Source organism: Streptomyces sp. YJ-C3, assembly GCF_053891275.1.
In genome coordinates, this window is record NZ_CM132685.1 from 4,023,938 (window position 1) to 4,049,880 (window position 25,943).

General features: G+C 72.4%; 30 protein-coding genes. 24 read left to right on the top strand and 6 right to left on the bottom strand.

The features are described 5' to 3' along the window. Positions 1 to 2 precede the first annotated feature (2 nt). On the bottom strand, positions 3 to 1,724 hold the full coding sequence (locus tag ACVHNB_RS17730) for an MFS transporter (RefSeq protein ID WP_456228572.1): 1,722 nt from the start codon (positions 1,722 to 1,724) through the stop codon (positions 3 to 5). A gap of 75 nt (positions 1,725 to 1,799) precedes the next feature. Then, entirely contained in the window at positions 1,800 to 2,258 is a 459-nt protein-coding gene (locus ACVHNB_RS17735; RefSeq protein ID WP_456228573.1) for a MarR family winged helix-turn-helix transcriptional regulator, read from the bottom strand. Between the two features lie 115 nt (positions 2,259 to 2,373). On the opposite strand from ACVHNB_RS17735, the gene ACVHNB_RS17740 reads away from it, so the two are divergent. Genes ACVHNB_RS17740 through ACVHNB_RS17750 form a run of 3 tightly spaced genes read left to right on the top strand, consistent with a single transcriptional unit; the run spans position 2,374 to position 6,288 of the window. Beyond that, on the top strand, positions 2,374 to 3,246 hold the full coding sequence (locus ACVHNB_RS17740; RefSeq protein ID WP_456228574.1) for an ABC transporter ATP-binding protein: 873 nt from the start codon (positions 2,374 to 2,376) through the stop codon (positions 3,244 to 3,246). After that, positions 3,243 to 4,217 (top strand): ABC transporter substrate-binding protein, encoded by a 975-nt coding sequence (locus ACVHNB_RS17745; RefSeq protein WP_428950173.1) that lies wholly within the window; start codon positions 3,243 to 3,245, stop codon positions 4,215 to 4,217. The genes ACVHNB_RS17740 and ACVHNB_RS17745 overlap by 4 nt, the downstream gene beginning before the upstream one ends. A 4-nt stretch (positions 4,218 to 4,221) precedes the next feature. Continuing rightward, complete coding sequence (locus ACVHNB_RS17750) at positions 4,222 to 6,288, top strand: iron ABC transporter permease (protein WP_456228575.1); 2,067 nt, start codon at positions 4,222 to 4,224, stop codon at positions 6,286 to 6,288. Positions 6,289 to 6,299: 11 nt separating this feature from the next. Here ACVHNB_RS17750 and ACVHNB_RS17755 read toward each other — a convergent pair whose 3' ends face one another. Then, a complete protein-coding gene (locus ACVHNB_RS17755) occupies positions 6,300 to 6,773 on the bottom strand; it encodes a peroxiredoxin (RefSeq protein ID WP_428950171.1) in 474 nt (157 codons plus the stop codon). 209 nt (positions 6,774 to 6,982) lie between these two features. On the opposite strand from ACVHNB_RS17755, the gene ACVHNB_RS17760 reads away from it, so the two are divergent. From ACVHNB_RS17760 to ACVHNB_RS17775, 4 genes are all read left to right on the top strand, one after another. Next, entirely contained in the window at positions 6,983 to 7,786 is an 804-nt protein-coding gene (locus ACVHNB_RS17760) for an isocitrate lyase/PEP mutase family protein (RefSeq protein ID WP_456228576.1), read from the top strand. An 80-nt stretch (positions 7,787 to 7,866) separates the two neighbouring features. Then, positions 7,867 to 9,924, top strand: coding sequence for an ATP-binding protein (locus ACVHNB_RS17765; protein WP_456228577.1), 2,058 nt, complete (start codon positions 7,867 to 7,869; stop codon positions 9,922 to 9,924). A 62-nt stretch (positions 9,925 to 9,986) separates the two neighbouring features. Next, positions 9,987 to 10,235: a hypothetical protein gene (locus tag ACVHNB_RS17770; protein WP_428950168.1), complete on the top strand. Its 249-nt coding sequence runs from the start codon at positions 9,987 to 9,989 to the stop codon at positions 10,233 to 10,235. A 109-nt stretch (positions 10,236 to 10,344) separates the two neighbouring features. Further along, on the top strand, positions 10,345 to 10,572 hold the full coding sequence (locus ACVHNB_RS17775; protein WP_428950167.1) for a hypothetical protein: 228 nt from the start codon (positions 10,345 to 10,347) through the stop codon (positions 10,570 to 10,572). A 76-nt stretch (positions 10,573 to 10,648) separates the two neighbouring features. Here the strand turns inward: ACVHNB_RS17775 and ACVHNB_RS17780 are convergent, their stop codons facing one another. Further along, the gene (locus ACVHNB_RS17780; protein ID WP_456228578.1) at positions 10,649 to 11,395 is read right to left on the bottom strand and encodes an IclR family transcriptional regulator; all 747 of its coding nucleotides are present in this window, start codon (positions 11,393 to 11,395) and stop codon (positions 10,649 to 10,651) included. 202 nt (positions 11,396 to 11,597) lie between these two features. On the opposite strand from ACVHNB_RS17780, the gene ACVHNB_RS17785 reads away from it, so the two are divergent. The 11 genes from ACVHNB_RS17785 (at position 11,598) to ACVHNB_RS17835 (ending at position 18,681) form a co-directional block, all read left to right on the top strand. Beyond that, positions 11,598 to 12,728 carry an amidohydrolase/deacetylase family metallohydrolase gene (locus ACVHNB_RS17785; protein ID WP_456228579.1) on the top strand — a complete coding sequence of 377 codons (1,131 nt, stop codon included), beginning with the start codon at positions 11,598 to 11,600 and terminating at the stop codon, positions 12,726 to 12,728. A 45-nt stretch (positions 12,729 to 12,773) separates the two neighbouring features. After that, positions 12,774 to 13,169 (top strand): hypothetical protein, encoded by a 396-nt coding sequence (locus ACVHNB_RS17790; protein ID WP_428950164.1) that lies wholly within the window; start codon positions 12,774 to 12,776, stop codon positions 13,167 to 13,169. A 23-nt stretch (positions 13,170 to 13,192) separates the two neighbouring features. Further along, positions 13,193 to 13,561 (top strand): SFCGS family glycine-rich protein, encoded by a 369-nt coding sequence (locus ACVHNB_RS17795; protein WP_428950163.1) that lies wholly within the window; start codon positions 13,193 to 13,195, stop codon positions 13,559 to 13,561. Then, positions 13,558 to 13,893, top strand: coding sequence for a DUF4312 family protein (locus ACVHNB_RS17800; protein WP_456228580.1), 336 nt, complete (start codon positions 13,558 to 13,560; stop codon positions 13,891 to 13,893). Before ACVHNB_RS17795 ends, ACVHNB_RS17800 begins: the two co-directional genes overlap by 4 nt. A gap of 4 nt (positions 13,894 to 13,897) precedes the next feature. Continuing rightward, positions 13,898 to 14,686, top strand: a complete 789-nt coding sequence (locus tag ACVHNB_RS17805) for a DUF4311 domain-containing protein (RefSeq protein ID WP_456228581.1) — start codon at positions 13,898 to 13,900, stop codon at positions 14,684 to 14,686. 13 nt (positions 14,687 to 14,699) lie between these two features. Further along, entirely contained in the window at positions 14,700 to 15,452 is a 753-nt protein-coding gene (locus ACVHNB_RS17810; protein ID WP_428950160.1) for a DUF4310 family protein, read from the top strand. A gap of 29 nt (positions 15,453 to 15,481) precedes the next feature. Then, a complete protein-coding gene (locus tag ACVHNB_RS17815; RefSeq protein WP_456228582.1) occupies positions 15,482 to 16,582 on the top strand; it encodes a DgaE family pyridoxal phosphate-dependent ammonia lyase in 1,101 nt (366 codons plus the stop codon). Further along, on the top strand, positions 16,579 to 16,842 hold the full coding sequence (locus tag ACVHNB_RS17820; protein WP_428950158.1) for an HPr family phosphocarrier protein: 264 nt from the start codon (positions 16,579 to 16,581) through the stop codon (positions 16,840 to 16,842). Before ACVHNB_RS17815 ends, ACVHNB_RS17820 begins: the two co-directional genes overlap by 4 nt. 32 nt (positions 16,843 to 16,874) lie before the next feature. After that, entirely contained in the window at positions 16,875 to 17,480 is a 606-nt protein-coding gene (locus tag ACVHNB_RS17825) for a bifunctional 4-hydroxy-2-oxoglutarate aldolase/2-dehydro-3-deoxy-phosphogluconate aldolase (RefSeq protein ID WP_456228583.1), read from the top strand. A gap of 75 nt (positions 17,481 to 17,555) precedes the next feature. After that, positions 17,556 to 18,077 (top strand): peptide-methionine (S)-S-oxide reductase MsrA, encoded by a 522-nt coding sequence (gene msrA / locus ACVHNB_RS17830; protein WP_456228584.1) that lies wholly within the window; start codon positions 17,556 to 17,558, stop codon positions 18,075 to 18,077. Between the two features lie 193 nt (positions 18,078 to 18,270). Next, complete coding sequence (locus tag ACVHNB_RS17835; RefSeq protein ID WP_456228585.1) at positions 18,271 to 18,681, top strand: hypothetical protein; 411 nt, start codon at positions 18,271 to 18,273, stop codon at positions 18,679 to 18,681. Positions 18,682 to 18,698: 17 nt separating this feature from the next. Here the strand turns inward: ACVHNB_RS17835 and ACVHNB_RS17840 are convergent, their stop codons facing one another. Then, on the bottom strand, positions 18,699 to 19,313 hold the full coding sequence (locus tag ACVHNB_RS17840; protein WP_456228586.1) for a TetR/AcrR family transcriptional regulator: 615 nt from the start codon (positions 19,311 to 19,313) through the stop codon (positions 18,699 to 18,701). A 193-nt stretch (positions 19,314 to 19,506) separates the two neighbouring features. Here ACVHNB_RS17840 and ACVHNB_RS17845 point away from each other — a divergent pair, with 193 nt between their 5' ends. Continuing rightward, positions 19,507 to 20,241, top strand: coding sequence for an SDR family oxidoreductase (locus tag ACVHNB_RS17845; protein ID WP_428950153.1), 735 nt, complete (start codon positions 19,507 to 19,509; stop codon positions 20,239 to 20,241). 113 nt (positions 20,242 to 20,354) lie between these two features. Here the strand turns inward: ACVHNB_RS17845 and ACVHNB_RS17850 are convergent, their stop codons facing one another. Beyond that, on the bottom strand, positions 20,355 to 21,719 hold the full coding sequence (locus ACVHNB_RS17850; protein ID WP_428950152.1) for an FAD-dependent oxidoreductase: 1,365 nt from the start codon (positions 21,717 to 21,719) through the stop codon (positions 20,355 to 20,357). Positions 21,720 to 21,930: 211 nt separating this feature from the next. Here ACVHNB_RS17850 and ACVHNB_RS17855 point away from each other — a divergent pair, with 211 nt between their 5' ends. The 5 genes from ACVHNB_RS17855 (at position 21,931) to ACVHNB_RS17875 (ending at position 25,909) form a co-directional block, all read left to right on the top strand. Continuing rightward, positions 21,931 to 22,380, top strand: coding sequence for a GNAT family N-acetyltransferase (locus ACVHNB_RS17855; RefSeq protein ID WP_428950151.1), 450 nt, complete (start codon positions 21,931 to 21,933; stop codon positions 22,378 to 22,380). 62 nt (positions 22,381 to 22,442) lie between these two features. Next, on the top strand, positions 22,443 to 23,099 hold the full coding sequence (locus ACVHNB_RS17860; protein WP_428950150.1) for a maleylpyruvate isomerase N-terminal domain-containing protein: 657 nt from the start codon (positions 22,443 to 22,445) through the stop codon (positions 23,097 to 23,099). 209 nt (positions 23,100 to 23,308) lie between these two features. Next, positions 23,309 to 24,328 (top strand): aldo/keto reductase, encoded by a 1,020-nt coding sequence (locus tag ACVHNB_RS17865; RefSeq protein WP_428950149.1) that lies wholly within the window; start codon positions 23,309 to 23,311, stop codon positions 24,326 to 24,328. A gap of 74 nt (positions 24,329 to 24,402) precedes the next feature. Then, a complete protein-coding gene (locus tag ACVHNB_RS17870) occupies positions 24,403 to 25,158 on the top strand; it encodes an SDR family NAD(P)-dependent oxidoreductase (protein ID WP_428950148.1) in 756 nt (251 codons plus the stop codon). 16 nt (positions 25,159 to 25,174) lie between these two features. Continuing rightward, on the top strand, positions 25,175 to 25,909 hold the full coding sequence (locus ACVHNB_RS17875; RefSeq protein WP_428950147.1) for a type 1 glutamine amidotransferase family protein: 735 nt from the start codon (positions 25,175 to 25,177) through the stop codon (positions 25,907 to 25,909). Positions 25,910 to 25,943 lie beyond the last annotated feature (34 nt).

Sequence of the window (25,943 nt, forward strand, 5' to 3'; positions counted from 1 at the left end):
GATCAGGCGCTGCCGGTGCGCAGCTCGGCGAGGGTGCTCGCGCTGAGCGCGCGCGGTGGTGTCGCCGGGTCGACGAGGACGACCGTGCAGGTCGCCGCATGGGTGAGCGCGGTGGTGAAGCTGCCGTCGGCGAACTGGGCGAGCGGGCCGCGCGGCGAGTTGCCGACGGCCACGACCCGGGCGCCGATGTCCGCAGCGTGCCGGGCGAGGACGCGGCCGGCGGCGGCGTGGTCGCCGACTCCCGTCAGCAGCTGGCCGGTGGCGGGCAGGCCCCGGGCCGCGAGCCGGTCCAGGTGTGCGGTGACGGCGGCGCGGCCCGCCGCGAGGTCCTCGGTGTCGACGGCCTGCTCCTCGACGACGGCGGTCTGCCGGACGTGCACCACCTCCAGCGGGCTGTGCGTGTCGCGGGCGATGCGCGCCGCGGCGTCGACGATCGCGGCCGCCCCGTCGTGCGCGCCCACGGCGACGACGACCGGTGAGGTCCCGGTCGGGGCCGGCCCGCCGACCGGGGTGAGCGAGGGCGCGACCGGTTCGCTGCCGCCGGTGTCCGACTCGGCCCGGCGCAGCAGGCGGTGGCCGCTGGCGAGGACGGGTATCGCGAGCAGGAACGTGGCGGCGCCGAGGTAGAAGGGGACGCTCAGGTCCGTGGCGTCGGCGAGCTTGCCGGCGACGTAGGGCGCGAGTCCGCCGCCGATGAACCGCAGGAAGCCGTACGAGGAGGAGGCGACGGGCCGCTCCACCGGGGAGACCAGCATCACGGCCTGGGTGGTGAGGGTGTTGTTGATCCCGATGAAGGCGCCGCTGACGATGACCGCCACGATCACCACGGCCGGCGTGGCCACACCCGCGGCGATCACGGCCATGACGATGCCGAGGCCGAGCAGATTCGCGTACAGCACGGGTGCGGTGCCGTACCGCGCCTGCAGCCGCGGCGCGAAGAAGACGCTGAACGCGGCGACGAGCAGCCCCCACCCGGTGAACACCAGGCCCAGCTGGTGGGCGCTCAACTCCATGGGGTACGGGGCGTATCCGAGCATGGTGAAGAAGCCCCAGTTGTAGAGCAGCGCCATGAGGCCCATGGTCAGCAGGCCGCGGTGGCGCAGCGCCTTGAGCGGTGCGAGGGGCGAGGTGGGGCGCGCCGGTTTGGGCATGCTCGGCACGAACGCGACGGTGGCGAGCAGCGCGACGGCCATGAGCGCCGCGACACCGAAGAACGGCCCGCGCCAGCTGATCGCGCCCAACTCACCGCCGAGCAGCGGTCCGACGGCGATGCCGAGGCCGAGCGCCGTCTCGTACAGGATGATCGCCCCGCCGAAACCGCCGCTCGCCGAGGCGACGATGACGGCCAGGGACGTGGCGATGAACAGGGCGTTGCCCAGGCCCCAGCCCGCGCGGAAGCCGACGATGCCGTTGATGGAGTCGGTGGAGCCGGCCAGCGCGGCGAAGACGACGATGACCGCGAGGCCGATGACCAGGGTCCGCTTGGCGCCGAAGCGGCTGGAGAACCAGCCCACGAACAGCATCGCGACCGCGGTGACGATCAGGTAGCTGCTGAACAGGAGGGACACCTGGCTGGGTGTGGCGTGCAGGCTGTCGGCCAGGGCGGGCAGGATCGGGTCGACGAGCCCGATGCCCATGAACGAGATGACGCAGGCGAACGCGACGGCCCAGACGGCCTTCGGCTGTGCGAAAGGGCTGGCGGTCCTGGCGTGTGGAGCACTCATGTGCGGTCTCTTTCGCGACGTCGGGGCGTGAGGTGCGAGAGGTGCGTGAGGTGCTGACGAGGGCGGGCGGCCGCCTCAGGTGCGGGCGGCGCGGTCCTGGATGACGCGGGCGAGGGCGGGCAGGGCGACCTGCACCGCGCGGCGCTCGGGCTCGGTGAGGCCGTCGACCAACTCCTGGAGCGCCAGGGTGCGTTCGGCGCGGCGCCGGTGGAAGACCTCCGTGCCGGTGCCGGTGATCTCGACCAGCACGCCGCGTCCGTCGCTGTTGTCCGCGACGCGGCGCACCAGGTCGGCCCGTTCCATCCGCGTGACGAGCTGCGTCATGTTCGGCTGCGAGACGCCCTCGGCGCGGGCCAGGTCGGTGAGCCGGTGCGGACCTTCACGTCCGAGCCGGGCCAGCGCCGAGGAGGCCGCTGTGCTCAGTCCGCCGGCGACGGCGCTGCGCCGTACGTACCGGACCATGTGCTCCAGGGCGATGTTCAGGTCCTCGGGCGACACCGACGTGTCCTGGGAGTCCATGACCGGCTTATGCATAAGCGCATTATGCATGTATGTGTACGTTGAAACAAGATGCCGCCCGGGCTGACGGGGCGAGTTCGGGGGAGGGGGGTGGTTCTCGGACGAGTAAGGTTAGGCTAACCTTCACGCCGTGAGATCTGGTGAACGCGCAGGCAGCGCCCCACGTCCGCGCGGTCACGAGCTGTCGGCCGCGCAGGTGACCGTGTCGTACGACGGCGTCGACGTCGTCCACGACGCGGCCCTCGTCCTCAGGCCCGGTGAAGTGACCGCCCTCGTAGGGCCCAACGGCAGCGGCAAGTCCACCTTGCTGCGCACGATCGCCCGGCTGCAGGCCGCGCGACTCGGCAGCCTGACCCTCGACCCCGGAACGGCCGACGCCGCCGACGGCTTCGACCTCACGGCGCGTCAGTTCGCCCGCCGGGTGGCCCTGCTGACCCAGGGGCGTCCCACGCCCGGCGGGCTGACGGTGCGCGACGTGGTGGAGTTCGGCCGCTACCCGTACCGCGGACGATGGGGCCGTACGGACCCCGACGGCGCCGCCGTCGTGGACCGGGTGCTCGCCCTGACCGGCGTCCACGAACTCGCCGACCGCGGCGTCGACCAGCTGTCCGGCGGCCAGTTGCAGCGGGTGTGGCTCGCCGGCTGCCTCGCCCAGGAGACCGGTGTGCTCCTGCTGGACGAGCCGACGACCTATCTCGACCTGCGCTACCAGATCGAACTCCTCGACCTCATGCGCGACCTCGCGGACGACGACGGCATCGCGGTCGGCGTCGTCCTGCACGACCTCGACCAGGCCGCGGCCGTCGCCGACCGGATCGCCCTGCTGCACGCCGGGCGCATCATCGCCGACGGACCGCCCGAGGACGTCCTGTCACCGGAACGCCTCTCCGAGACGTACGGCATCCGGATCGACGTCGACACCGACCCCCTCACCGGCCGACTGCGCACACGCGCGATAGGCCGGCACCACAGCAGAAGCGAAAGGCTCCACAGCACGTCATGAGACGCTCCCTCCTCGCCGCGGCCGCCGGCACCGCCGTCGCCCTCCTCCTGTCCGCCTGCGGTACGTCCGAGCCCGCCAAGGACGACGCCGCCGCCAAGTCCGAGAAGATCACCCTCACCGACGCGAACGGCGCCAAGGTGAGCCTGGACCGCCCGGCCACCAAGGTCGTCGGTACCGAGTGGAACGTCGTCGAGTCGCTCGTCACCCTCGGCGTCGACCCGGTGGGCGTCGCCGACGTCAAGGGCTACACCGCTTGGGACACGGCCGCGCCGCTGACCAACTCGCCCAAGGACATCGGCACCCGCGGCGAGCCCAGCATGGACACCATCGCGGGGCTCGCCCCCGACCTCATCGTCACCACGACCGATCTGTCGGCGTCCGCGGTGAAGCAGATGAAGAAGATCGCCCCGGTCCTCCAGGTGAAGTCGGCCGACGGCGCCGACCAGGTCGGGCAGATGAACGACACCCTCGATGTCATCGCCAAGGCCACCGGCACGGAGAGCAAGGCCAAGGCCGCCGAGGCCTCGTACGAGGCCAAGCTCGCCGCGGGCCGCAAGGCCCTGAAGGACGCCGGAGCCGACGGCGCGAAGCTCGCCTTCGCCGACGGGTACGCCGCCTCCAACCAGGTGTCCGTCCGCGCCTACACCGGCGACTCCCTCGTCGGCGCCGTCAACGAGGACCTCGGCCTGAAGAACGCCTGGAAGATCAAGGGCGACAAGGACTACGGCCTGGCCACCACGGACGTCGAGGGGCTCACCGGGCTCGGTGACGACGTGCAGTTCGCCTACATCGGCAACAAGGCCGAGGACGACGTGTTCACCAAGGACCTCGCCGGCAACTCCGTCTGGAAGTCGCTGTCCTTCGTCAAGTCCGGTGACGTGCACCGGCTGGACGACGGCATCTGGATGTTCGGCGGACCGAAGTCGATGGAGAAGTACATCGACGCCATCGTCGGCGCCCTGACGAAGTAGCGCCATGGCCGTCACCGCAACCCCCGCCGCCACGCCCGAGCGCACGGCCACGTCCCCCTCGGGCGCGGTCGCGGTGACGGCCGGTCTCGTGCTCCTGGTCGCCGTCCTCGCGGTCGTCGACATCACCCAGGGCACCGCCTCCGTCGGCGCGAGCCAGGTGTGGCGGGCCCTCACCGGCCATGCCGAACAGGGCGACGCCTCCGTCGTCGTGGCCTCCCGGCTGCCCCGGATGATCGCCGGGATCCTCGTCGGCGTCGCGCTCGGCGCGGCCGGCGCCGTCCTGCAGGCCGTCAGCCGCAACGTCCTGGCCGCCCCCGACACCCTCGCCGTCAACGCCGGCTCATACCTCGCCCTCAGCGTGCTCACCGTCACCGGCGCGAGCCTGCCGCTGCTGGCGTCGTCGTCGGTGGCGTTCATCGGCGGCCTCGCCGCCGCCGCGGTCGTCCTCACGCTGGCCGGGCGCGGTACGGGCACCGTCCGTCTCGTCCTCGCGGGCAGCGCCCTCGCCCTCGGGCTCTACGCCGTCACCGACGGACTGCTCCTCCTCTTCCCCGAACAGACCGACGGCCTCTACCAATGGGCCCAGGGCAGCATCAGCCAGAACGGCTTCGACGGCGTCGCCCGCATGGCGCCCGTCGTCCTGGCCGGGCTCGCCGGCCTCGTGCTCGTGTCCCGCCGCGTCGACGCCCTGGCCCTCGGCGACGAAGCGGCACGCGGTCTGGGCGTCTCCGTGCGCGGCACCCGGATCACCGCCGTCGTCCTCGCCTCGCTGCTGTCCGCGGCGTCGGTGACGCTCGCCGGCCCGATCGGTTTCGTGGGACTGTGCGCACCGGCACTCGTCCGGCCGCTCGCCCGCCGCATCCGTCCCCTCGTACGGCACCGGCTGCGCATCCCCGTCGCCGGGCTGGTCGGCGCGGCACTCGTCCTCGGCTCCGATGTCCTGCTGCGTGCCGTGACCTCCGCCGAAACGGCGGTGACCGTGCCCACGGGCGTCGTCACCAGTGTCGTCGGCGCCGTCTTCCTCGTCGCGATGGCCCTGCGCATGCGCGACGGCGAGGCCGCCGCGCCGCCCGACCGGCTGCGCATCCCGAGCCGGGCCGCGTTCACGGTCACCGTGGTCGTCCTCGGAGTCGTTCTGGTCGGCGCGACCATCGCCGCGGTCCTCGTGGGCGACAGCACGCTGCTGCTCGGCGATGTCGTCAACTGGGCGCGCGGGCAGGCCGGGCAGGCCGTCACCTTCGTGCTCGACACCCGCGTGCCCCGCGTCCTCGCGGCCCTGTGCGCGGGCGCGGCGCTCGCCCTGTCCGGCACCCTCGTGCAGTCCGTCACCCGCAACCCGCTCGCGGAACCCGGTGTCCTCGGCGTCTCCGGCGGAGCGGCGCTCGGCGCCGTGCTGATCGTCACCAGCGCACCCGGCACCGGGGCGTGGGGTATCGCCGGGGCCGCGTTCGCGGGCGCCGCGGTCAGCGCCGCGCTCGTGTTCGGGCTCGCGGCGAAGGGCGGCTTCCGGCAGAGCAGGCTCGTCCTGATCGGCATGGGCGTCGCCACCGGAGCGACCTCGCTGATCAGCCTGCTGATCGTGGTCACCGACCGGTTCAGCGCCACCAAGGCCCTGATCTGGCTGTCCGGTTCGACGTACGGGCGCACCGGCCCCGACGTCCTGCCCGTCGCCGCCGTGCTCGTGCTCGCCACCGTCGTGACGGTCGCCCGGCGCAGGGAACTCGACCTGGTCTCCCTCGACGAGGACACCCCGCGCCTGCTCGGCCTGGACCTCGCCCGCGGCCGGCTCGGCTTCCTCGCGCTGAGCGTCCTGCTCAGCGCCACCGCGGTGGCCGCCGCCGGCACGATCGGCTTCGTCGGCCTCGTCGCGCCGCACGCGGCCCGCGCGCTGGTGGGCCGTCGGCACGTCCGGGTCGTCCCCGTCGCGATGCTGCTCGGGGCGACGCTCGTGTGTGCCTCCGACCTGCTGGGGCGGACCGTGATCGCCCCGGCGCAGCTCGGCGCCGGGCTCATGACGGCGGTCATTGGAACGCCGTACTTCGTGTACCTGTTGGTGCGCAGCCGGCGCTGAGCCGACGGCCGCTACCGGGCGTCGGCGCGCAGGGCCGCCAGCGCCCGGTCGGCGTGCGCGCTCATCCGGAACTCGCTGCGCACGATCTCCAGGACGCGCCGGTCGGTCCCGATGACGAAGGTGGCCCGCTTGGTCGGCAGCGGCCCGAAGCCGCGGGCCACCCCGAACAGGCCACGGACGACGCCCTCGGGGTCGGACAGCAGCGGGAACCCGAGGGTGTGCAGCCCGGCGAACTCGCGCTGGCGCTCGACGTCGTCCGAGCTGATCCCCACGGGCCGGGCGCCGACCGCGGCGAACTCGGCGGCCAGGTCCCGGAAGTGGCAGGCCTCGGCGGTGCAGCCGGGCGTCATGGCGGCCGGGTAGAAGAACACGACCACCGGACCCTCGGCGAGCAGGGACGACAACGACGTGGGCGTGCCCGTCTCGTCCGGCAGGGTGAAGTCCTCGACTACGGAACCGACTTGGATGCGGGGGGACGCGGACACAGGGGCTCCCGGCGGCGCTGGTACGGATCGGAACAGGACACCAGAGATCGTACTCGGCGGTAAGAAAGGTGGCGCGCGGCAGGGGACGAAGCCCGCCCCGGGGTGCCGTGAGCCTCGCCCCACGTCCTCAGGCGGGGCTCGTATCCCGTGTCACGCAGGTGTCGGATTCCTGCCGGACCGCGGCCGGGCGGCGCTGCTTGACTCCCGGTATGACCAGCACGCAGCAGACCAAAGCCCGACTGTTCCGCGAACTCCACACGTCCGCCCGTCCGCTCGCACTCGCCAACGTCTGGGACGTCGCCGGCGCGCGCGTGGTGGAGAGGGCGGGCGCCCCCGCCGTCGCGACGACCAGCGCCGGTGTCGCCTGGTCGCTGGGCCGCCCCGACGGCGACGTCCTGTCACGCGCGGAGGCGATGGGCGCGATCGCCCGGATCGCCGCCGCCGTCACGGTGCCGGTCACGGCGGACATCGAGGCCGGATACGGCGACGACGAGGCGGGCGTGGCGCAGACGGTGCGGGAGGTCCTCGCGGCCGGGGCCGTCGGCGTCAACATCGAGGACGGCAGCCGTCCTCCGGCCGTCCTCGCCGCACGCCTGGCGACCGCGCGGGCCACCGCCGAGCAGGAGGGCGTCGACCTCTTCCTCAACGCCCGTGTCGATACGTATCTGAAGGGCCTCGGCGCCGCGGAGGACCGGCTGCAGCAGACGCTGGAGCGGGCGCGCACTTATGTCGACGCGGGCGCGGACGGCATTTTCGTCCCCGGTGTCGTCGACCTCGAGACCGTCGCGGCCCTGGCGGCCGGGATCCCCGTACCGCTCAATGTGATGGCAGGTCCGGGCGCCCCGTCCGTGGCCGAGCTGGGGGCGGTGGGGGTGGCCCGGGTCAGTCTCGGAGCCGGTGTGGCGCAGGCGGCCTACGCCACGATCGGCCGGGCCGCCGAGCAGTTGTTCGGGCCGGGCGGGTACGGCGGTGTCGCGGACGGCGTCGATTTCGCCGAGCTGAACACACCGTGATGTCACGGATGAGGCCACTCGTGCGGGCGGATTAGTCACAACAAGGCGCCTTCGCGCCAGTGTTGAGGAAGACTTGGACCGTGCTGAGGAACCATCCGGACGAGACGAACACCTTTGTGGGCCGGACCGAGGAGCTGGACCGGCTGGCGGGGGCGCTCCGCCATGACCGGCTGGTGACCGTCGTCGGCGGTCCCGGGACGGGAAAGTCACGGCTCGCCCTGCATGCCGTGTCCGGTGAGGCGTCACACGGCTTCAGCGGGGTGTGCTGGGCGGATCTTTGGCCTCTGCAGGGCGACGAGTTGCTGGCGGCCGTCGTCGCCGACGCCCTCGACCTGTCGGACCACACGCCGCGCATGATGGCCGACGTGCTGTGCGCCTGGGTGGGGGACCGCCGGCTGCTGATCGTCCTGGACTCCTGCGAGCATCTGACCGCCGCGTGCCGGGACCTGGTGGCCGTGCTCCTGGCGGCCTGCCCCCGTCTCACGGTGCTGGCCACGAGCCGCGAACCCCTGGATCTGCCCGGCGAGGTCCTCGTCGACATCGGGCCGCTCGATCCGGCGACGGACGCCCTGACCCTGTTCGAGGACCGTGCGGCCCGGGCGGGGCGCCCCCTGCGCGGCGCCGAGGACCGGCTGTTCGCCACGTTCGTCTGCGACCGCCTCGAGGGCGTGCCGCTGGCACTCGAACTCGCGGCGGCCCAGCTGAGCCACCACTCGCTGGAGGAGACGGCCACCCGCATCCGCGCGGGCCTCGACCTGCCGGACCAGCCCGACCTGCGTCCGTTACGGCACCGGGCCCTGCGCACCGCGGTCGGCTGGAGCCACGAACTGTGCCACCCCGTCGAGCGGTTGCTCTGGGCACGGCTCGCGGTCTTCCCCGGCCCGTTCGACGCCGAGCTCGCCGTCGAGGTCTGCGCGGGCGGTCCGCTGACACCCGACGACGCGCGGGACGCCCTGGCGGGCCTGGTCCACCGGTCCGTCGTGGTCCGGGACCGGGATGCGTACCGCATGCTCGACACCGTCCGCGCCTACGGCCGGATGTGGCTGCGCAATCTCGACGAGGAGACAGCCGTCGAGGCCCGGCACGCCGCCGCGATCCTGGAGCTCACCCGACGCGCCCGCCGCGAGTGGCTCGGCCCGTCCCAGTCCTACTGGTACGCGCGGATGCGGGACCTCTACCACGACGTGTGCGCCGCGGTGTCGTTCCTGCTCGGCTCGGACGATCCGGCGGCCCTGGAAATGGCGGGCAACGTCGCCTTCTTCTGGGTCTGCTGCGGGCATCTGCACGAAGCGATGTACTACGTGGAACTCGCGCTGGAGCACGCCGACGACGAGGACCCGCACCGGGCCCGCGCCCTGTGGTCGCTGGGTCTCGCGCGCATCCTCCAGGGAGACCACCCCGAGGGGCGGGCCCTCGCCGCCGAGAGTCTGCGGGCGGCCTCGGCCCTGGGCGATCGTGAGGGCGTGCGGCAGGCCACGTATCTGGAGGGGCTGGCCGCGCTCCTCGACGCCCGCCCGATCCTGGCCCTGCACCGGGCCGACGACGCCCTGAGCGGTGTTCCGGCACCGCGCACCGAGGACGACGCGCGTGCGGAGGCGGCGCGGTCGGCGCCGACCTTCGGCACCATGCTGTGCCAGCTCGTACGGATCTTCGCGCTCACCAGCAGCGGCCATCTGGAACAGGCACGCGAGGACGCCGAGGCGCTGCGCGGCACCTGCCTGCGCCTGGGCGAGTACTGGACGCGTTCCTACCTGGACTATCAACTCGCGCTCATCGCCCTGTTCCAGGACCGCACCCGGGCCGCGGGCGCGCACGCGCGGAACATGCTCGACGCCAAGCGCCGCATCGGTGACCAGTTCGGCATCGCGATGGGCCTGGACCTGCTGGCGGCGAGCTGCGCCGAGCAGGGGGAGGTCGAGCGCGCGGCCACGGCCTTCGGGGCGAGTGTCGAGTACTGGCGGGCCGTCGGCCTGTTGCAGCGCGGCACCCCCGAAGTCGAGCCTCTGCGCCGCCAGACCGAGGCGACGGTGCGGGCCAAGCTCGGCGACTCCGCGTACGAGGCGATGCTGCGGCACACCGAGGGAGTCGCGCCCGAGGCGCTGCTGCTGTCCGCGCTCGGTGACAAGCACGATGCCTGACGACGGGACGAAGAGGGCGCGCGGAGGAGTTGAGGGGGCGCACGGCTGGGTAGGCGCCGCCCATGAACTCGCATGATCAGAACGTCGAGACGGCGGCGGCCGCTGCCGAGTTCCTGGCCGGGCAGCAGGTCACCGAGAAGCAGTGCGGGGGCTGCGGCACGGTCGTCGCCGGGGTCAACGGCCGCTACGCCTGCGGTGCTTGCGGCTGGATCAACCATTGGTCCGACGGCGACACCCACCTGCCCGACGCGGAGGACGACGAGACCCCCTTCCCGCCCCGTCGGCGCCGACGCGGTTCCTCGACCAGATAGGGCTCGCCCGGGCAGCGGGAGCGCGGTCGCGATGTGGTGCATATCTGGTGCGTGAATGGTGCTTCTGTGGTTCACTCGGAGGAAGAGTCACAGAACTGGAGGCCGCACCATGACAGGACATCCGGAACACCCGCCCAGCGAGCGCCTTTCCGTCACCTTGGCCCCGCCGGCTGTCGTCGCGGTCAACGAACTGGCCGAGACCGGGCGGGTGAGCAAGGCGGACGTCATCAACCGCGCCCTGCTGCTCCTGGGGTTCGTGGAGCGCGAGCGGGCCAAGGGTCACGAGCTGATGATCCGTACGACGGACGGCGAGCTGGAGCGTATTCACATCCTCTGACACTGGCGCCGGCGCTGACGTGCGCACCCAGGGATGCGGCCCCTGCCGGGAGGGGCGGCATCCCTTTTCGCTGCGATCACAGCCTGCGGGAGACGTCCTGCGCCGCCTGCACGACCGCCGGCGCGAACTCCGCCAACTGCCCCTCCGTGACCAGGAAGGTGAGGGACGAGACCGAGACGGCGCCGACCGCCGTGCCGTCGGCGTCGAGCACCGGCGCGGCGAGGGAGCAGATGGACTCGTCCGCCTCCTCGTAGTCCGTGGCGTACCCCGCGGCGCGGATCGCGGCCAACTCGTTGGTGAGGGCGGCGGGGTCGGTATGCGTGCGCGACGTGCGCGCCGCGAGCCCCGTGCGGCCGAGGATGTCGGCGACCTCCCCCGGCGGCAGATGGGCGAGGAGGGCCTTGCCGGCGGCGGTGGCGTGCAGGGGCAGCGGCGTGCCGACATCGGTGGCGATGCGGTAGGCGTGCCCCGGGTCGACCTTGTGCGTGTACGTCGCGTGGTCGCCGCTGAGCACGGCCAGATGGACGGCCTGGCCGAGCCGCTGCTGCAGGGCGCGCAGTACGGAGTCGATGCCCACCGCGTCGTCGGCGAGCACCTGCGCCGCGAGCGCCCGTAGTTGGACGCCGCACCCGTAGCGGCCCTCGCCGTCGGGTGCCGCGTACCCCTCCTCGACCAGGGTGGCCAGGACCCGATGGGTGGAGGCCTTGGAGACGCCGGAGCGCTCCGCGATGTCGCCCAGCCGGTGCGGCCCGTCGGCACGGGCCACCGCATGGAGCACCCGTAGCGCCTTGGCGACGGAATTCGCGGGCTTGCTCGGTTCCATTGACCCTCCGGGGAGAAGCGGGCTATGTTGCCAATCGATCCGTACAGCGGAACGTCATTCTACTCTACGGAACGCGCACATCGTCTCCTCGTGGTGCGGAGCGTGGTGCAGATCCGGCTGTCCGTCCCGGCGGCCGCTCCACGCGCACCACTCTCACGCTCGGGAAAGGCGGCCGTCCATGGCTGTACACGGATCTCCCCCCGTGCGCCCGCAACGATTCGATCTCGTGGTGACGGGCGGGCTGCTGGCCGATCCGCTGCGGCCGGAGCCCGCGCCCGGGGACCTCGCCGTCCGTGACGGCCGCATCGCGGCGGTCGGCGCCCCCGGCACCCTCACCGGCGCGGAACGTCTGGACGCCACCGGACTGCTCGTGGCACCCGGCCTGATCGACCTGCACACCCACGTCTACGAGCCGGGCACCGATCTCGGTGTCCCCGCGGACACGGTCGGCGTCGACCAGGGCGTCACCACCATCGTGGACGCGGGCAGTTGCGGCAGTGACGATTGGGACGATTTCGGGGACAACGTTGTCCGCCCGGCCGCCACCCGCGTGCTGAGCTGGCTCAACATCTCCCGGCACGGACTCGTGCACGGGAGGCAGGAGCTCTCGCGCGGCCCCGGCGACATCGACGAGGCGGCGACGGAGAAGGTGCTGCGCGCACACCCCGACCAGGTGCGCGGCCTGAAGATACGGATGAGCGCCTCGGTCCTCGGGGACAGCGGGCTCGCGCCCCTCGAGGCCGCGAAGCGCGTGGCGGCCCGGGTCGGCGTGCCCGTGATGGTCCACGTCGGCAACGAACCCCCGCACCTCGGCGACGTACTCGACCTGCTGGGGGAGGGCGACGTCGTCACGCACGCCTTCCACGGCAAGCCCGGCGGCCTGTTCGGCAGTGAACCGCAGGCGCGGGCCGCCGTCGCGCGCGGCGTCCGCCTCGACGTCGGACACGGCAGCGCCAGCCTCAACTTCGCCGTCGCCGAGCGGGCCCTGGCGGCGGGCTTCACCCCGCACACCATCAGCACCGACCTCCACAACCGCAATGTCGACGGTCCCGTGCACTCGCTCGTCGCGACCCTCACCAAACTGCTCGCGCTCGGCCTCACCCTGCAGCAGGTGATCCGCTGCTCGACCCTGCACGCGGCCCAGGTCATCGGACTGGACGGCGAGCTGGGGACGCTGCGGACCGGCGCCGCGGCCGATCTGACCCTGCTGCGGCTGACCGAGGAGGCCGTGACGATGACCGACGCCGACGGCGCCACCCGCACCGGAACCCACCGGCTCCGAGCGGCCGCGGTCGTCCGCGCCGGAGTCCCGCGGACCCTCCGGAGCCCGTGAACCGGCTTTGCGAACCACCGACCGGAACCACCGAAAGGCCCCTGCATGACCACCCCCCTGATCGAGCGGCTGGCCACGACCGTCCGGGACACCGCCCGTCCCGTCACCGACGAGGACCGGGCGGACCTGACGGCGTTCCTCCCGCTCGCCCAGGTCTACGCGGAGACGTGCGGCATCGCCTTCGACGAGACGCGCTCGCTCGCCCTCGCCGTGCACGCTCTCGCGTTCGTCCGCCGTGTCCGCGCCGCCGAACACCTCGACGCGCTCGACGACCAGCTCGCCGCCGAGGTGGCCCCCGGGCGGATGGCCGCCGTCCGGTCCCTCATCGACACCTACTGCACCCCGCGCGACTTCCCCGCACGGGACACCGAAGTCCTGCTGCTCGCCCTGCACTTCGAGGCGGCGGCACAGCTCCAGCACCAGTCCACCGCGCAGGCATGACCGACATCCCAGGGAGCACCGCCATGACAGTCAAGATCGTGATCGGACACCGGCTCGGCAAGGGCCAGGCGGTCGCCGACGGCATCCGCGCCGCCGGCGGCGAACCCGTCCTCATCGCCGGCCCCGGCGCCGACATGAAGGTGGGCGACGTGATGGCCGCCGAGGGCGCGGCCCTCGGCATCTCGTTCTGCGGCAGCGGCGGAGCCGGGGCCGTCACCGCCAAGGCCAAGTACGGCCACGACATCGAGTTCGGGATGCGCTCCGCCCAGGCCGGTGTGACCGCCGTCGAACAGGGCCGTACCGTCCTCGGCTTCGGCTTCCTCGACAGCGAGGAGCTCGGCTTCAAGGTCACCGAGGCCCTCCTCAAGAAGCTGGAGAAGGAGGCCTCGTGAAAGAGACCCGCCACACACTGCGCCTCAGCGGCACCGGCCCGACCAGGGAGAAGGCGTTCGCCACGGCCATCGGCCAGGTGCAGTCGGCCGTCGGCAAGCGCACCGACGGCGTCTGCTTCCGCGTGGAACCCCTGGAGCTCGACGTCGTCTCCGCGGTGGAACACCGGTGGACCGAACGGTTCCTCGGTCTGTTCTTCCCGCGCACCCGGCAGCGCTTCGAGATCACCCTGCGCATCGAGGTCCAGGTGGCCTCCCTCGACCTGGACGCCCTCGACTTCGCGGTGCGCGAGGAACGGCTCTCGCCGCTCCAGCACGCACTGCGCATGAGGTGACCCGATGAACCAGACCCTCACCGTCCTCCTGGAGTCGCTCGTCATCGGCGGCCTCATCGGCTTCGGCGCGAGCGCGGGCGTGGCCCGGATGTTCCACGCGCCGAAGGTCCAGGGCATGGGCGCCTTCCGTACCCTCGGCGAACTCAACGCCTGCCAGAACGACCCGGTCGCCCACTTCTCCTTCGGCCTCGGCTTCCTCTTCAACGCCTGGTCGAGCGCGGTCGGCACCGGTGCCCTGACCGGCGACGTGGACCACCGCATCGTGCCGCACTGGACCGCGTCCGCCGCGATGGTCAAGAACCGCAATCTCGCGCAGACGCTGCACAACCCCCGGCGGATGGCCCTGACCGGCACGGTCGTCGGCATGGTCCTCATCACGCTGCTCAACACGACCGCGGCCTCCATCCCGCACTCCCTGCAGGACGTCGCGGCCAAGGTGCTCGGACCGGCCTCGGAATGGCTGATCAACCCCGTCATGCCGATCATCTTCTGGATGGCCGCCGGCGACGCGGGCCGCCGCACCGGAGCCTGGGGCACCGTCCTCGGCGGTCTCGGCCACCTCGTGATGGGCAACGCGGTGCCCGGCATCGTGCTCGGCATCGTCATCGGCAAGGGCGTCGACGACCTGGGCTGGACGAAGGTCACCAAGTCGCTGGCCGGCGCGGTGATCGTGCTGTTCGCGGCCAGTACGTTCCTGCGCGGCGCCGACCTCACCCTGCTCGAGCAGATGAAGGTGGACATCCCGCACTGGCTCATGCAGTTCCACGACGCGACCGGCACCAAGCCGCAGTGAGGCAGGCAGCGACATGACCGACTCATCAGCAAGCGCGACAGCGCCCGCCGCCGCGGGCGGCATACCCGCGCAGAACTCCGGCGCGGAACAGACCAAGGGCGGCTTCCTGAGCAAGGTGCCCGGCGAGGGCAGCTTCTGGCTCTCCGAGTGGGCCTTCCCCGTCTTCGTGGCCTGCCTGGCCGCCGGAATCTTCACCGGCACGCACCTCTATTACGTCTACCACACGGGCGTGTTCAACGAGGTCGCCGTCGTCTCCATGCTCAAGGCCGGTATGGAAGGCGGCAGTTACGGCGCCGCCGCCGCGTTCGGCGCGGGATTCCTGTTCGCCCGCGTCATCGAGGGCCCGATGGTCGGCATCCTCGACATCGGCGGCTCCCTGCAGACCGGTGTCGGCATCGGTATCCCCGCCATGCTGCTGGCCGCCGGATTCACCGCCCCGCTCCAGCACTTCTGGCTGGCGATCCCGGTGGGCGCCGTGCTCGGCGCGCTGATCGGCGTCGCCATCCTCGTCATCCGCCGCGCCACCGTGAACTCCACGGGCGGCACCTCGACCTTCGGCGCCGACGTGATGATGGGCGCCGGCAACTCCGCCGGACGCTATCTGGGTCCCCTCGTCATCATCTCCGCCGCCACCGCCTCGCTCCCCGTCGGCCTCGGCTCCACCATCGGCGCCGCCCTCTTCTACGCGTGGAAGAAGCCGCTGACCGGCGGCGCGATCATCGGCGCGATGGTCGCCGGATTCTTCTTCCCGATCCCCGGCAAGTGAGCGCCCCGACCCCGTTCTAAGGACACCGCGTGCACACTCTCCACCAGGACCTGGGCGTCCCCCCGGCCGTCAACGCCAGCGGAAAGATGACGGCGCTCGGCGGCAGCGTCCTGAGCGACACCGTCATCGCCGCGATGGGCGAAGCGGCCCGCCACCACGTCGTCATGGACGATCTGATCACCGCGGCCGGCCGCGAGATAGCCCGCGCCACCGGCACCGAGGACGGCTGCCCCACCACCGGCGCCGCCTCCGGCGTCGCCATCGCGGTCGCCGCCGTCATCGCGGGCACCGACGTGTCCCGGATCGAAGCACTGCCGGACCCCGGCGACGCCCCGTGCGAAGTGATCCTGCCGCGCGGCCACTCCGTCTACTTCGGCGCACCGATCCGGCAGATGGTCGCCCTCGGCGGCGGCCGCCCCGTCGAAGTGGGCTCCGCGAACAAGGTGACCGCCGGCCACCTCGCGGGCGCGATCGGCCCGCGCACGGCCGCACTCCTCTACGTCCAGTCCCACCACGCCGTGCAGAAGGGCATGGTCTCCCTCGCCGAGACCGTCGAGGTCGGACGGCGCCACGGCATCCCGGTCATCGTCGACGCCGCCGCGGAGGAGGACCTGCGGCACTGGCCCGCCACGGGCGCCGACCTCGTCGTCTACAGCGGCGGCAAGGCGGTGGGCGGCCCCACCTCCGGAATGATCTGCGGCAGCGCCGCGCGCATGGCCGCGTGCCGCGCCCAGTACGGGGGCATCGCCCGCCCGATGAAGGTCGGCAAGGAGACCCTGTTCGGCCTGGTCCAGGCGCTGCGCGAGTACGGGACCGGCGAGTCCGCCGACCAGCGCACACGCATGGAGAAGCTCGCCGGGCGCCTCGCCGCGCTGCCCGGCATCACGACCCGGGTCGTCGCCGACGAGGCCGGTCGCGCCATCCACCGCACCGAACTCACGGTGGATCGCGAAGCGGCCGGCCGGGACGCGAGCGCTCTCGCGGCCGAACTCGCCGCCCACGGCGTCCATCTGCGGGACCACCACGCCGTCACCGGCCGCCTGTACATCGACCCGCGCCCCCTGCGCCCCGACGAGGAGGAGCGCCTCGTGGCCCAACTGACCGCACTGCTCGAAGGAGAAGCGCGATGACCGTCGTCGAGCGCCGCCTGGTCGTCACCGAGGAGGCCGGCCTGCACGCCCGTCCGGCCGCCGCGTTCGCCCAGACCGCCGCCCGCAGCGCGGCCGAGGTCACCGTCGCCCGCGAGGACGGGCACGAAGTCCCCGCCCGCAGCGTGCTGTCACTGATGACGCTCAACATCCGCTGCGGCGAGGCCATCGTGCTGCGCGCCAGCGGCGCCGACGCCGAGTCCACGCTGGACGCGCTCGCTCGAATCGCGGACCCGGCATGACGGCCGCCGCCCCCACCCTCCCGGAGTTCCCGATGAGCCCTGCCCCCGACGACGTCATCGAACGGCTGCGGCTGGCCCGCGTCACCCCGACGGTGCGCGAGGCCGACGCCGACACCGCCGACCGCGTCGCCCGCACTCTCGTCGACTGCGGCATCACCGCCTTCGAGTTCACCGCCACCACACCCGGCTGGGAGAAGCTCGTGGAGACCTGGTCGCGCGAGGCGCCCCAGGTGACGCTGGGCCTCGGCACCGTCACCTCGCCCGAGATCGCCGAACGGGCCCTGGCGGCCGGGGCGCAGTTCCTCGTCAGCCCGTTCCAGATGCCCGAGGTGCGCCCGGTGGCGGACGCCGCGGGACGGCTCCTGGTCGAGGGCGGTCTCACCCCGAGCGAGCTGCGCACCGCCGCCGAACGCGGCGTGGCCAAGCTGTTCCCCGCCGCACACGTCGGGGGCATCGCCTACCTGAAGTCGGTGCTGTCCGTCCTGCCCGGCGCCCGCATCAACGCGACGGGCGGCGTCACGGTCGACAACGCGGCCCAGTGGCTGGCCGCGGGCGCCTTCACCGTGAGCATCGGCAGCGATCTGACCCGGGGCGACGTGGCGGAGAACGTGGCACGGCTCAGGGAGGGAATCGGCTGACGCCGCCAAGCGTTGCACGGGGCGTAGACCCGTTCAGAACGGAACGGACGCACCGACGTGGGCAGGGAGCTTCGCATGACCGTGGGAACCGAGAGGGCTGTGCTGGCCGGAGGCTGCTTCTGGGGCATGCAGGACCTGATCCGCAAGCAGCCGGGAGTGCTTTCGACGCGCGTCGGGTACAGCGGCGGCGACACGCCGAACGCCACGTACCGCAACCACGGCGACCACGCCGAGGCGATCGAGATCGTCTACGACCCGTCGGTCACGAGCTTCCGGGACCAGCTGGAGTTCTTCTTCCAGATCCACGACCCGACCACCCGTGACCGCCAGGGCAACGACATCGGCCGCAGCTACCGTTCGGCGATCTTCTACACCGACGAGGTGCAGCGCGCCGTCGCGCTGGACACCATCGCCGACGTCGACGCCAGCGGCCTGTGGCCGGGCGAGGTCGTCACCGAGGTGGAGCCGGTCGGCGACTTCTGGGAGGCCGAGCCCGAGCACCAGGACTACCTGGAGCGCTACCCCGACGGCTACACCTGCCACTTCCCCCGGCCGAACTGGAAGCTGCCGAAGCGCGCGCAGTCGACGGCCGGCTGAACCGCGGCCCCATCGGCCCCGGCCCGTCACGACGGGCCGGGGCCGATCCCTGTGCTCAGGATCCGCCCGTTCCCGGTCCGGCCAGGGGGCGTTGCCGGGACCGGCGCCGCGAGCGGTAGCGTTCTGCGGGGCGCCGGTCGAGGGGACCGACCGATGGGCCCCGGTTCGGTGGGTGTGTGGGAGGGAGCCGGCAATGGTGGAGTGGAGACTGATCGGCCGAGGCGCCCGGCAGGTCCCGGAGCCGTGGGCGACGCCGCTGATCTGGACCGCCGCGTACCTGGGCGCGTTCGCCCTCGTGGGCGTCTGCCATGTGCTCGGCGTACTCGACCGTACGGGCCTCGCCCTGCTGCTGCTCTCCCTGCTGGCCGGGCTGTTGGGCATGCGGGGTCGTTTCGTCGCGGCCCCCGGAACCGCGCTCCTGTGCTGGACCTGTCTGAACGTCCTCGGCACCGAGCCGACCGGCGAGATCTCCTGGGCCGGACACCGCGATCCCGGATGGATGGCGTGCCTGCTGGTCGCGGCGGTCGTGGGCACGGTCACGGGCCGGGTGCTGCACGCGCGTGCCGCGTACCGCCGCGTGACCCCGTTCGACGAGCCGGTCTGAGCCCGCTCCGGGCGGGATCAGGTCCGTACGCCACGCAGGAGGTTGTCGACGAGGCTGAGTGCGAACTCCTGCGTGACGGGCAGGTTGGGCAGCAGCAGCCGGTGGTAGCAGGCACCCCAGAGCTGGTCGACCAGCACCTCGGGGTCGATGTCGGCGCGCAGTTGGCCGCGTGACTGCGCCCGGCGCATCGTCTCGACGGCCAGGCCGCGCCGGGGGCCGGAGTAGCGCGCGAGGAGAGCGGCGCTGAGATCGGGATCGGTCTGCGCCTGGCCGATCAGCTCGGCGATCACCCGGCCGGCCCGCGTCCCGGTCACGACGTGGACGAACGCGCGCAGCTGTGCCCGCAGATCGGCCTCGATGTCGCCGCTGTCGGGAAAGGTCAGCGCCGACTCGACAGCGTGGAAGTAGCCGTCGAGGGCCAGCGCCCCCTTCGACGGCCACCACTTGTAGAGCGTGGTCTTGCTGACGCCGGCCGCCTCGGCGACCGACTCGATGGTGAAGGTGCCCATGCCCCGGTCGAGCAGGAGAGCGCCGGCCGCGTCGAGCACGTCGGCACGTACCTCGTCGGCGGGCCGCCGACCCCGGCCGCGCCGCGCCCGCGGAGCCGCTGCCCCCTGTGCTCGCTCCGTCATCCGTGACCTCCCGCACACCGACTCCGACCGGACCGTGCCCTCACCCTGACATATGGACGGTGCGTTCACAACGTGGTTATATGGACTGAGCGTCCATAAAGGGCCCGGTGGAGCTGAGGGCCGACATTTCTCAGGGACGCGGACGAATCTCGGGGATGACGGATCTCAGGGATGCAACGAAGAGGAGCGCACCATGTCCGAGAGCACACGTGTCGCACTGGTCACCGGCGCCTCGGGTGGCATCGGCCGGGCCGTCGCGCAGCGTCTCGCCGCCGACGGCATGGCGGTCGGCGTGCACTACGCGGGGAACAAGGCCGCGGCCGACGAGACCGTCGCCGCGATCGAGGCGGCGCACGGCCGGGCGATCGCGGTCACCGGCGACGTGGCGGACGAGACGGCCATGGCCGACGCCTTCGACCAGGTGGAACAGGCCTTCGGCGGGGTCGATGTCGTCGTTCACACGGCAGGGGTGATGGTCCTCGGGCCGGTCGCCGAGTTCGACCTGGACGCCCTCGACCGGATGCACCGCACCAACATCCGCGGCACCTTCGTGGTGGCCCAGCAGGCGGCGCGCCGGGTCCGCGCCGGGGGCGCCGTCGTCACCTTCTCCACCTCGGTGACCCGGCTGGCCTTCCCGGCGTACGCGGCCTACGCGGCGAGCAAGGGGGCCGTCGAGGCGATGACGCTCGTCCTGGCCCGTGAGCTGCGCGGCCGCGACATCACGGTCAACGCGGTCGCGCCCGGTCCCACGGCGACGCCGCTGTTCCTCGACGGCAAGGACGAGGAGACCGTCTCGCGGCTCGCCGCGCAGTCCCCGCTGGAGCGCCTCGGCACACCGCAGGACATCGCCGGAGCCGTCGCCTTCCTCGCGGGCCCGGGCCGATGGGTCAACGGGCAGGTCCTGTACGTGAACGGCGGCATCGCCTGAGGAGGCGCGCCGGACCTCGACGCACGGACGCCAGGAGCCCCTGCCGCGGATCGCGGCAGGGGCTCCTGGTTCAGGCGCAGGCTCTCAGTGGGTTCGGACGACCGCCGAGGCGCTCACGCGCCGCTCGCGTCGAGCATCCCCTCGCGCTCGACGATCTTGACGCGCTCGCGGCCCTGCGGTTCACCGAGGGCCTTCTCGGCGGCGTCGAGCCGGTGCCAGCCGTCCCACGTGGTGTACCGCACGCCGCGCTCGCCGAGGAAGGCCTCGACGGCCTCGGGGGCGGGGGCGGCGGGGGAGTGCAGACGGCCGTTGGCGTGGTCGTCCAGCAGGTTGGCGACGGTCTCGTTGGCGTCGCCCTTGGTGTGGCCGATCAGGCCGATCGGACCGCGCCGGATCCATCCGGTGACGTACGTGGACTGCAGGTGCTCCCCGGTCTCCTGGATCACCCGGCCGCCCTCGTCGGGCACGGTGCCCGAGGCGACGTCCCAGGGGAGCTTGGGCAGCTCGTCCGAGAGGTAGCCCACGGCGCGGTAGACGGCGCTCACGTCCCAGTCGGTGAAGGCGCCGGTCCCCTTGACGTTGCCGGTGCCGTCGAGCGCGGTGCGCTCCGTGCGCAGTGCGGTGACCTGCCCGTCCTCGCCCAGGATCTCGGTGGGCGACTCGAAGAAGTGCAGGAACAGCTTGTGCGGGCGCGTGCCGATGTCGCGGATCGCCCAGTTCTCCAGGGTCTTGGCGACCATGTCGGCCTGCTTGTTGGCGCGGCGCGTCGCGATCGAGCCGTCGTCGTAGTCGATGTCCTCGGGGTTGACGATGACCTCGATCGTGGGGGAGTGGTCGAGCTCCCGCAGCTCCATGGGGCTGAACTTCGCCTGCGCCGGGCCGCGGCGGCCGAACACGTGGATCTCCCGCGCCTGGTTGGCCTGCAGGCCGGCGTGCACGTTCGGCGGGATCTCCGTCGGCAGCAGTTCCTCCGCGGTCTTGGCCAGGATGCGGGCGACGTCGAGGGCGACGTTGCCGACGCCGAGGACGGCGACCTTCTCCGCGTCGAGCGGCCAGGTCCTGGGGACGTCGGGGTGGCCGTCGTACCAGGAGACGAAGTCGGCCGCGCCGTAGGAGCCGTCGAGCCCGATGCCCGGGATGTCGAGGGCCCGGTCGGCGGTCGCGCCGGTCGAGAAGACCACGGCGTCGTAGAAGCTGCGCAGGTCGTCCAGGTCGATGTCGCGCGGGTAGTCGACGTTGCCGAAGAGCCGGATCTGCGGCTTGTCGAGGACCTGGTGCAGGGCGGTGACGATGCCCTTGATGCGCGGGTGGTCGGGAGCGACGCCGTAGCGGATCAGGCCGAAGGGGGCGGGCATGCGCTCGAACAGGTCGATGGACACGCCGGGTTCGGTGGCCACTGCGGACTTGAGCAGAGCGTCGGCGGCGTAGATGCCGGCGGGGCCCGCTCCGACAATGGCGACCCGCAGAGGGCGAGGCATGTTCAGGTTCCCTTCGGAGGACAGCGAGTACTCCTGGGAATCTTAAAGTAAGGCAAGCCTTAGTTGGCAGGCGGGTCGGATCTATGGGCTCATAAGGCCGAGTTATGGGTCACCATAGTGAGACTTGGGTGCCTGGCGGGCACCGCGGTCACTCGTTCCCCTCGCGATATTAACTGGGAAGTTCCAAGCGCTGTGTCTACGCTCCTTCTCCATGATCGCCAACAGGAGTGACGGGTACGTGCTCTCCACCGACCCGGACCGTCTCGACGTGGCCCTGGTTCATCAGTGGCTGTCGACCGACGCGTTCTGGGCGCTCGGCCGCACCCGCGAGACCGTCGAACAGTCGGTGCGCGGATCCCTGAACTTCGCCGTCCATGATGCCGGCGGCGCACAGGTCGCCTACGCGCGTGTGGTGACCGATTGGGCCACCTTCGCCTGGCTGTGCGACGTCTATGTCGCGCCCGCGCACCGCGGCAGGGGGCTCGGTACGTGGCTCGCGGAGGCGGTGCGCGACCATCTCGCGCCCTACCGGCTCAAGCGCCTGCTCCTCGCCACACGCGACGCCCACGATGTCTACGCGAGGGCCGGTTTCACCCCCGTCCGGGACCCGGGGAGCTTCATGATCCTCCGCCCGGCGCCGGAAGCCTCCTCCGGTCGGTGACGGGTTCGGCGTCGCACGGAATGCGCTTGTCCGGGCCGGCGCCGCGGCCTTACCGTGCCGACGTGGAACCCTTCTCGCGCTCCTGGGCCGCACTGCGCGCCGCGGTCGCCGGCCTCCCGGACGAGGACTTCGAGCAGCCGTCCGGCTGTACCGGCTGGCTCGTGCGGGATCTGGTGTGCCACCTGATCATCGACGCCCAAGACGTGCTGATCACCCTGGTCACCCCCGCCGACGCCGAGCCGACCGTCGACGCGGTCGGCTATTGGGACCTGCTTGCCGAACCCCCGACCGGTGACGACCCGCTCGACGCGCTGATTCCCCGGCTGGCCGCGGCGTACGGCGAGCCGAGGTGGCTCAAGTTCCACCTCGACGACGTCGGCTCGGCGGCGGGTCGCGCCGCCGAACTCGCCGATCCCGCCGCCCGTGTCGCCACCCAGGACAAGGTGCTCACCGTCGGCGACTACCTGTCGGCGTACGTCCTCGAATGGACCCTGCACCACCTCGATCTCGTCGCGCACCTGCCGTCGGCCCCCGGACCGCCCGCCGAGAGCCTGGCGACGGCCCGCGCCGCGCTGGAGAAGATCGCCGGCACCGCCTTTCCCGCCTCGCTCTCGGATGCCGACGCGCTGCTGATCGGTACGGGGCGTCGTACGCCGACCGGCGCGCAGGCGGCCGGTCTGGGTGACCTCGCGGCGAGGCTCCCGCTCGTTCTCGGCTGAGACGCGCCACCAATCCCGGCCCTTCCGGTCCGACGGGTGCCCCCTCCTGTTTGTGGCCGAGCCCTCCTGTGCCCAGGTGACCTTGCGAAGTGGAACGGCGCTCCGTATCGTTAACGGAACAAGGCTCCGTTTCCTTGGCGATGTCGGCGATGTCGGCGAGACGGGCCGACGACCAGTCCGGGCTCCGCTCGCCATGGAGGAACACGCTCATGCAGTACCGCACGTTGGGCCGCACCGGTGTGCAGGTCAGCTCGCTCGCGCTCGGCGCGATGAACTTCGGAAGGATCGGGGGTACCACCCAGGACGAGGCCACCGCGCTCGTCGACGCCGCGCTCGAGGCGGGCGTCAACCTCATCGACACCGCCGACATGTACAGCGACGGCGAGTCGGAGGAGATGGTCGGCAAGGCCATCGCCGGGCGGCGCGACGACATCGTGCTGGCCACCAAGGCGGGCATGCCGATGGGCGACGAGCGCAACCATCGCGGCAGCTCGCGCCGCTGGCTGGTCACGGAACTGGACAACAGCCTGCGCCGCCTCGGCGTCGACCACGTCGACCTCTACCAGATCCACCGCTGGGACCCGGCGACCGCCGACGAGGAAACGCTGTCGGCGCTGACCGATCTGCAACGCGCGGGAAAGATCCGCTACTTCGGCTCCTCGACCTTCCCGGCGTACCGCATCGTGCAGGCCCAGTGGGCGGCGCGCGAGCACCGTCTGAGCCGCTACGCCACCGAACAGCCCGGCTACTCGATCCTGCAGCGCGGCATCGAGACCCATGTCCTGCCCGTGACCGAGGAGTACGGGCTCGGGGTCCTGGCGTGGAGCCCGTTGGCCTCGGGCTGGCTGTCGGGCGCGATCCGCGCGGGCCGTACCGTCACCACCAACCGTTCCGCGTTCATGCCGCAGCGCTTCGACCTCGCCGTCCCGGCCAACCGGGCCAGGCTGGAAGCCGTCGAGCGGCTCGCCGCGGTCGCCGACGAGGCGGGTCTGACGATGATTCAGCTCGCGCTCGGCTTCGTGACCGCGCACCCCGCCGTGACCAGCGCGCTGATCGGGCCCCGCACGATGGACCATCTGCGCACGCAGCTCGCCGCCGCGGACACGGTGCTCCCCGCCGATGTGCTCGACGCGATCGACGAGATCGTCGCGCCCGGCACCGACCTGGCCCCGGAGGAGAAGTTCGACACGCCGCCCGCGCTGCTCGACCCGTCGCTGCGACGCCGCTGACCGGCCGGACCGTGCGCTGACGCGCGGCCGAGGCGCTCTGGTTCGGTGCGCGCACCGCCGCATACGGTGGCGGCATGACAGGTGTAGCCGCCACGGGTACCGCCCTGGTCACCGGGGCCTCCCGCGGCCTCGGGGCCGTGATCGCCCGACGGCTCGCGGCCGACGGGCACCCGGTCGCCGTCGTGTACCGCTCGGGCGCCGAAGCGGCCCGCGCCGTGGCGGCGGACATCCGCGCGGCGGGCGGCACGGCGCAGGACTTCGCCGCCGACGTGACGGACGAGGCCGCGGTCACGGAACTCGTCGGGGGCGTTACCGCCCGGCTCGGCCCCGTCGCCACACTCGTCGTCAACGCCACAGGGCCGCAGCCCGCGCTGGACCCGACGGCGGTGACCTGGGACGACCACCTCGCCCAACTGGCCTTCTTCGTCAAGAGTCCCACCCTGCTGATGCGGGCGGTGCTGCCTGCCATGCGCGAGCGCGGCGGCGGCCGGATCGTCCAGATCGGCTCGGACGTGACCGAGCGCGTGCTGCCGGAGATGTCGGCGTACGCGGCCGCCAAGGCCGCCCAGCACAGCCTGACCGAGAGCTGGGCCCGTGCGCTCGGCCCGGACGGGATCACGGTCAACACGGTCGCTCCGGGGTGGATCCCGGTCGAACGGCACGCCGGAGCCTCGGCCGCGTCGCTGGCCGCCTACGCCGCCGACGTGCCGCTGCGGCGCACGGGCACCCCGGAGGACGTCGCCGCCGCCGTGGCGTACCTTGCCTCACCGGACGGGGCGTTCGTCACGGGCGAGCGGATCAGGATCAACGGCGGGTACACGCTCGGCTAGCGGATCGGGGAGTGGCGTGAGTGCGAGGGTTCATCTGGTGGGCGGGGGATGGCAGTCGGGCGAGGTGTTCCAGGACTTCCTGCGGGACGCCGGTACTCGGCCGAGGGTCGGCTGTGTGCTCGTGGACGAGGGCGAACCAGGCGTCGTACAGGGGGAGTTCGAGCGCTACGCCGCCCGCCTCGTCGCTGCCGCGCCCTGCACGCCGGTGGCGCTGACGGTTCCGGTCGAGGGGCGGTTCGACCTCGCGGCGCTCGACACGATCGACGCGCTGCTGGTGTGCGGCGGCCTGACACCCGCGTACCAGGAGGTGTTCGCGGACTGCGCGGCCGACCTGCCGGGCCTGCTCGCGGAGCGCGCCGTGCCGTACGCGGGGTTCTCCGCGGGCGCGGTGGTGGCGGCCGCCGACGCCGTGGTGGGCGGCTGGCTCGACCGCGGGGTACCGGTGTGCCCGGCGGACAGTGCCGAGGACCTGGACGAGATCACCGTGCGTCCCGGACTCGGACTTGTGCCCTTCGCCGTGGAGGTGCACGCGGCGCAATGGGGCACGCTGGGGCGGCAGATCTCCACCGTCGGGCGCGGCCGCGTCCGACGGGCCGTGGCGCTCGACGAGGACACCCTGATCACGTACGCGCCGGGGGAGCCGGTGCGCGTGGCCGGGCGGGGGCAGGCCCACCTGGTGAGCGCCACGGACGACGGCGTGCGCGTCCGGTCCTACGCCGCCGGACAGACATTTGATGCGGCCTGGGCGTGACGTGCTCGTGGGTGAGGGGCCGGGAGATCCCGGC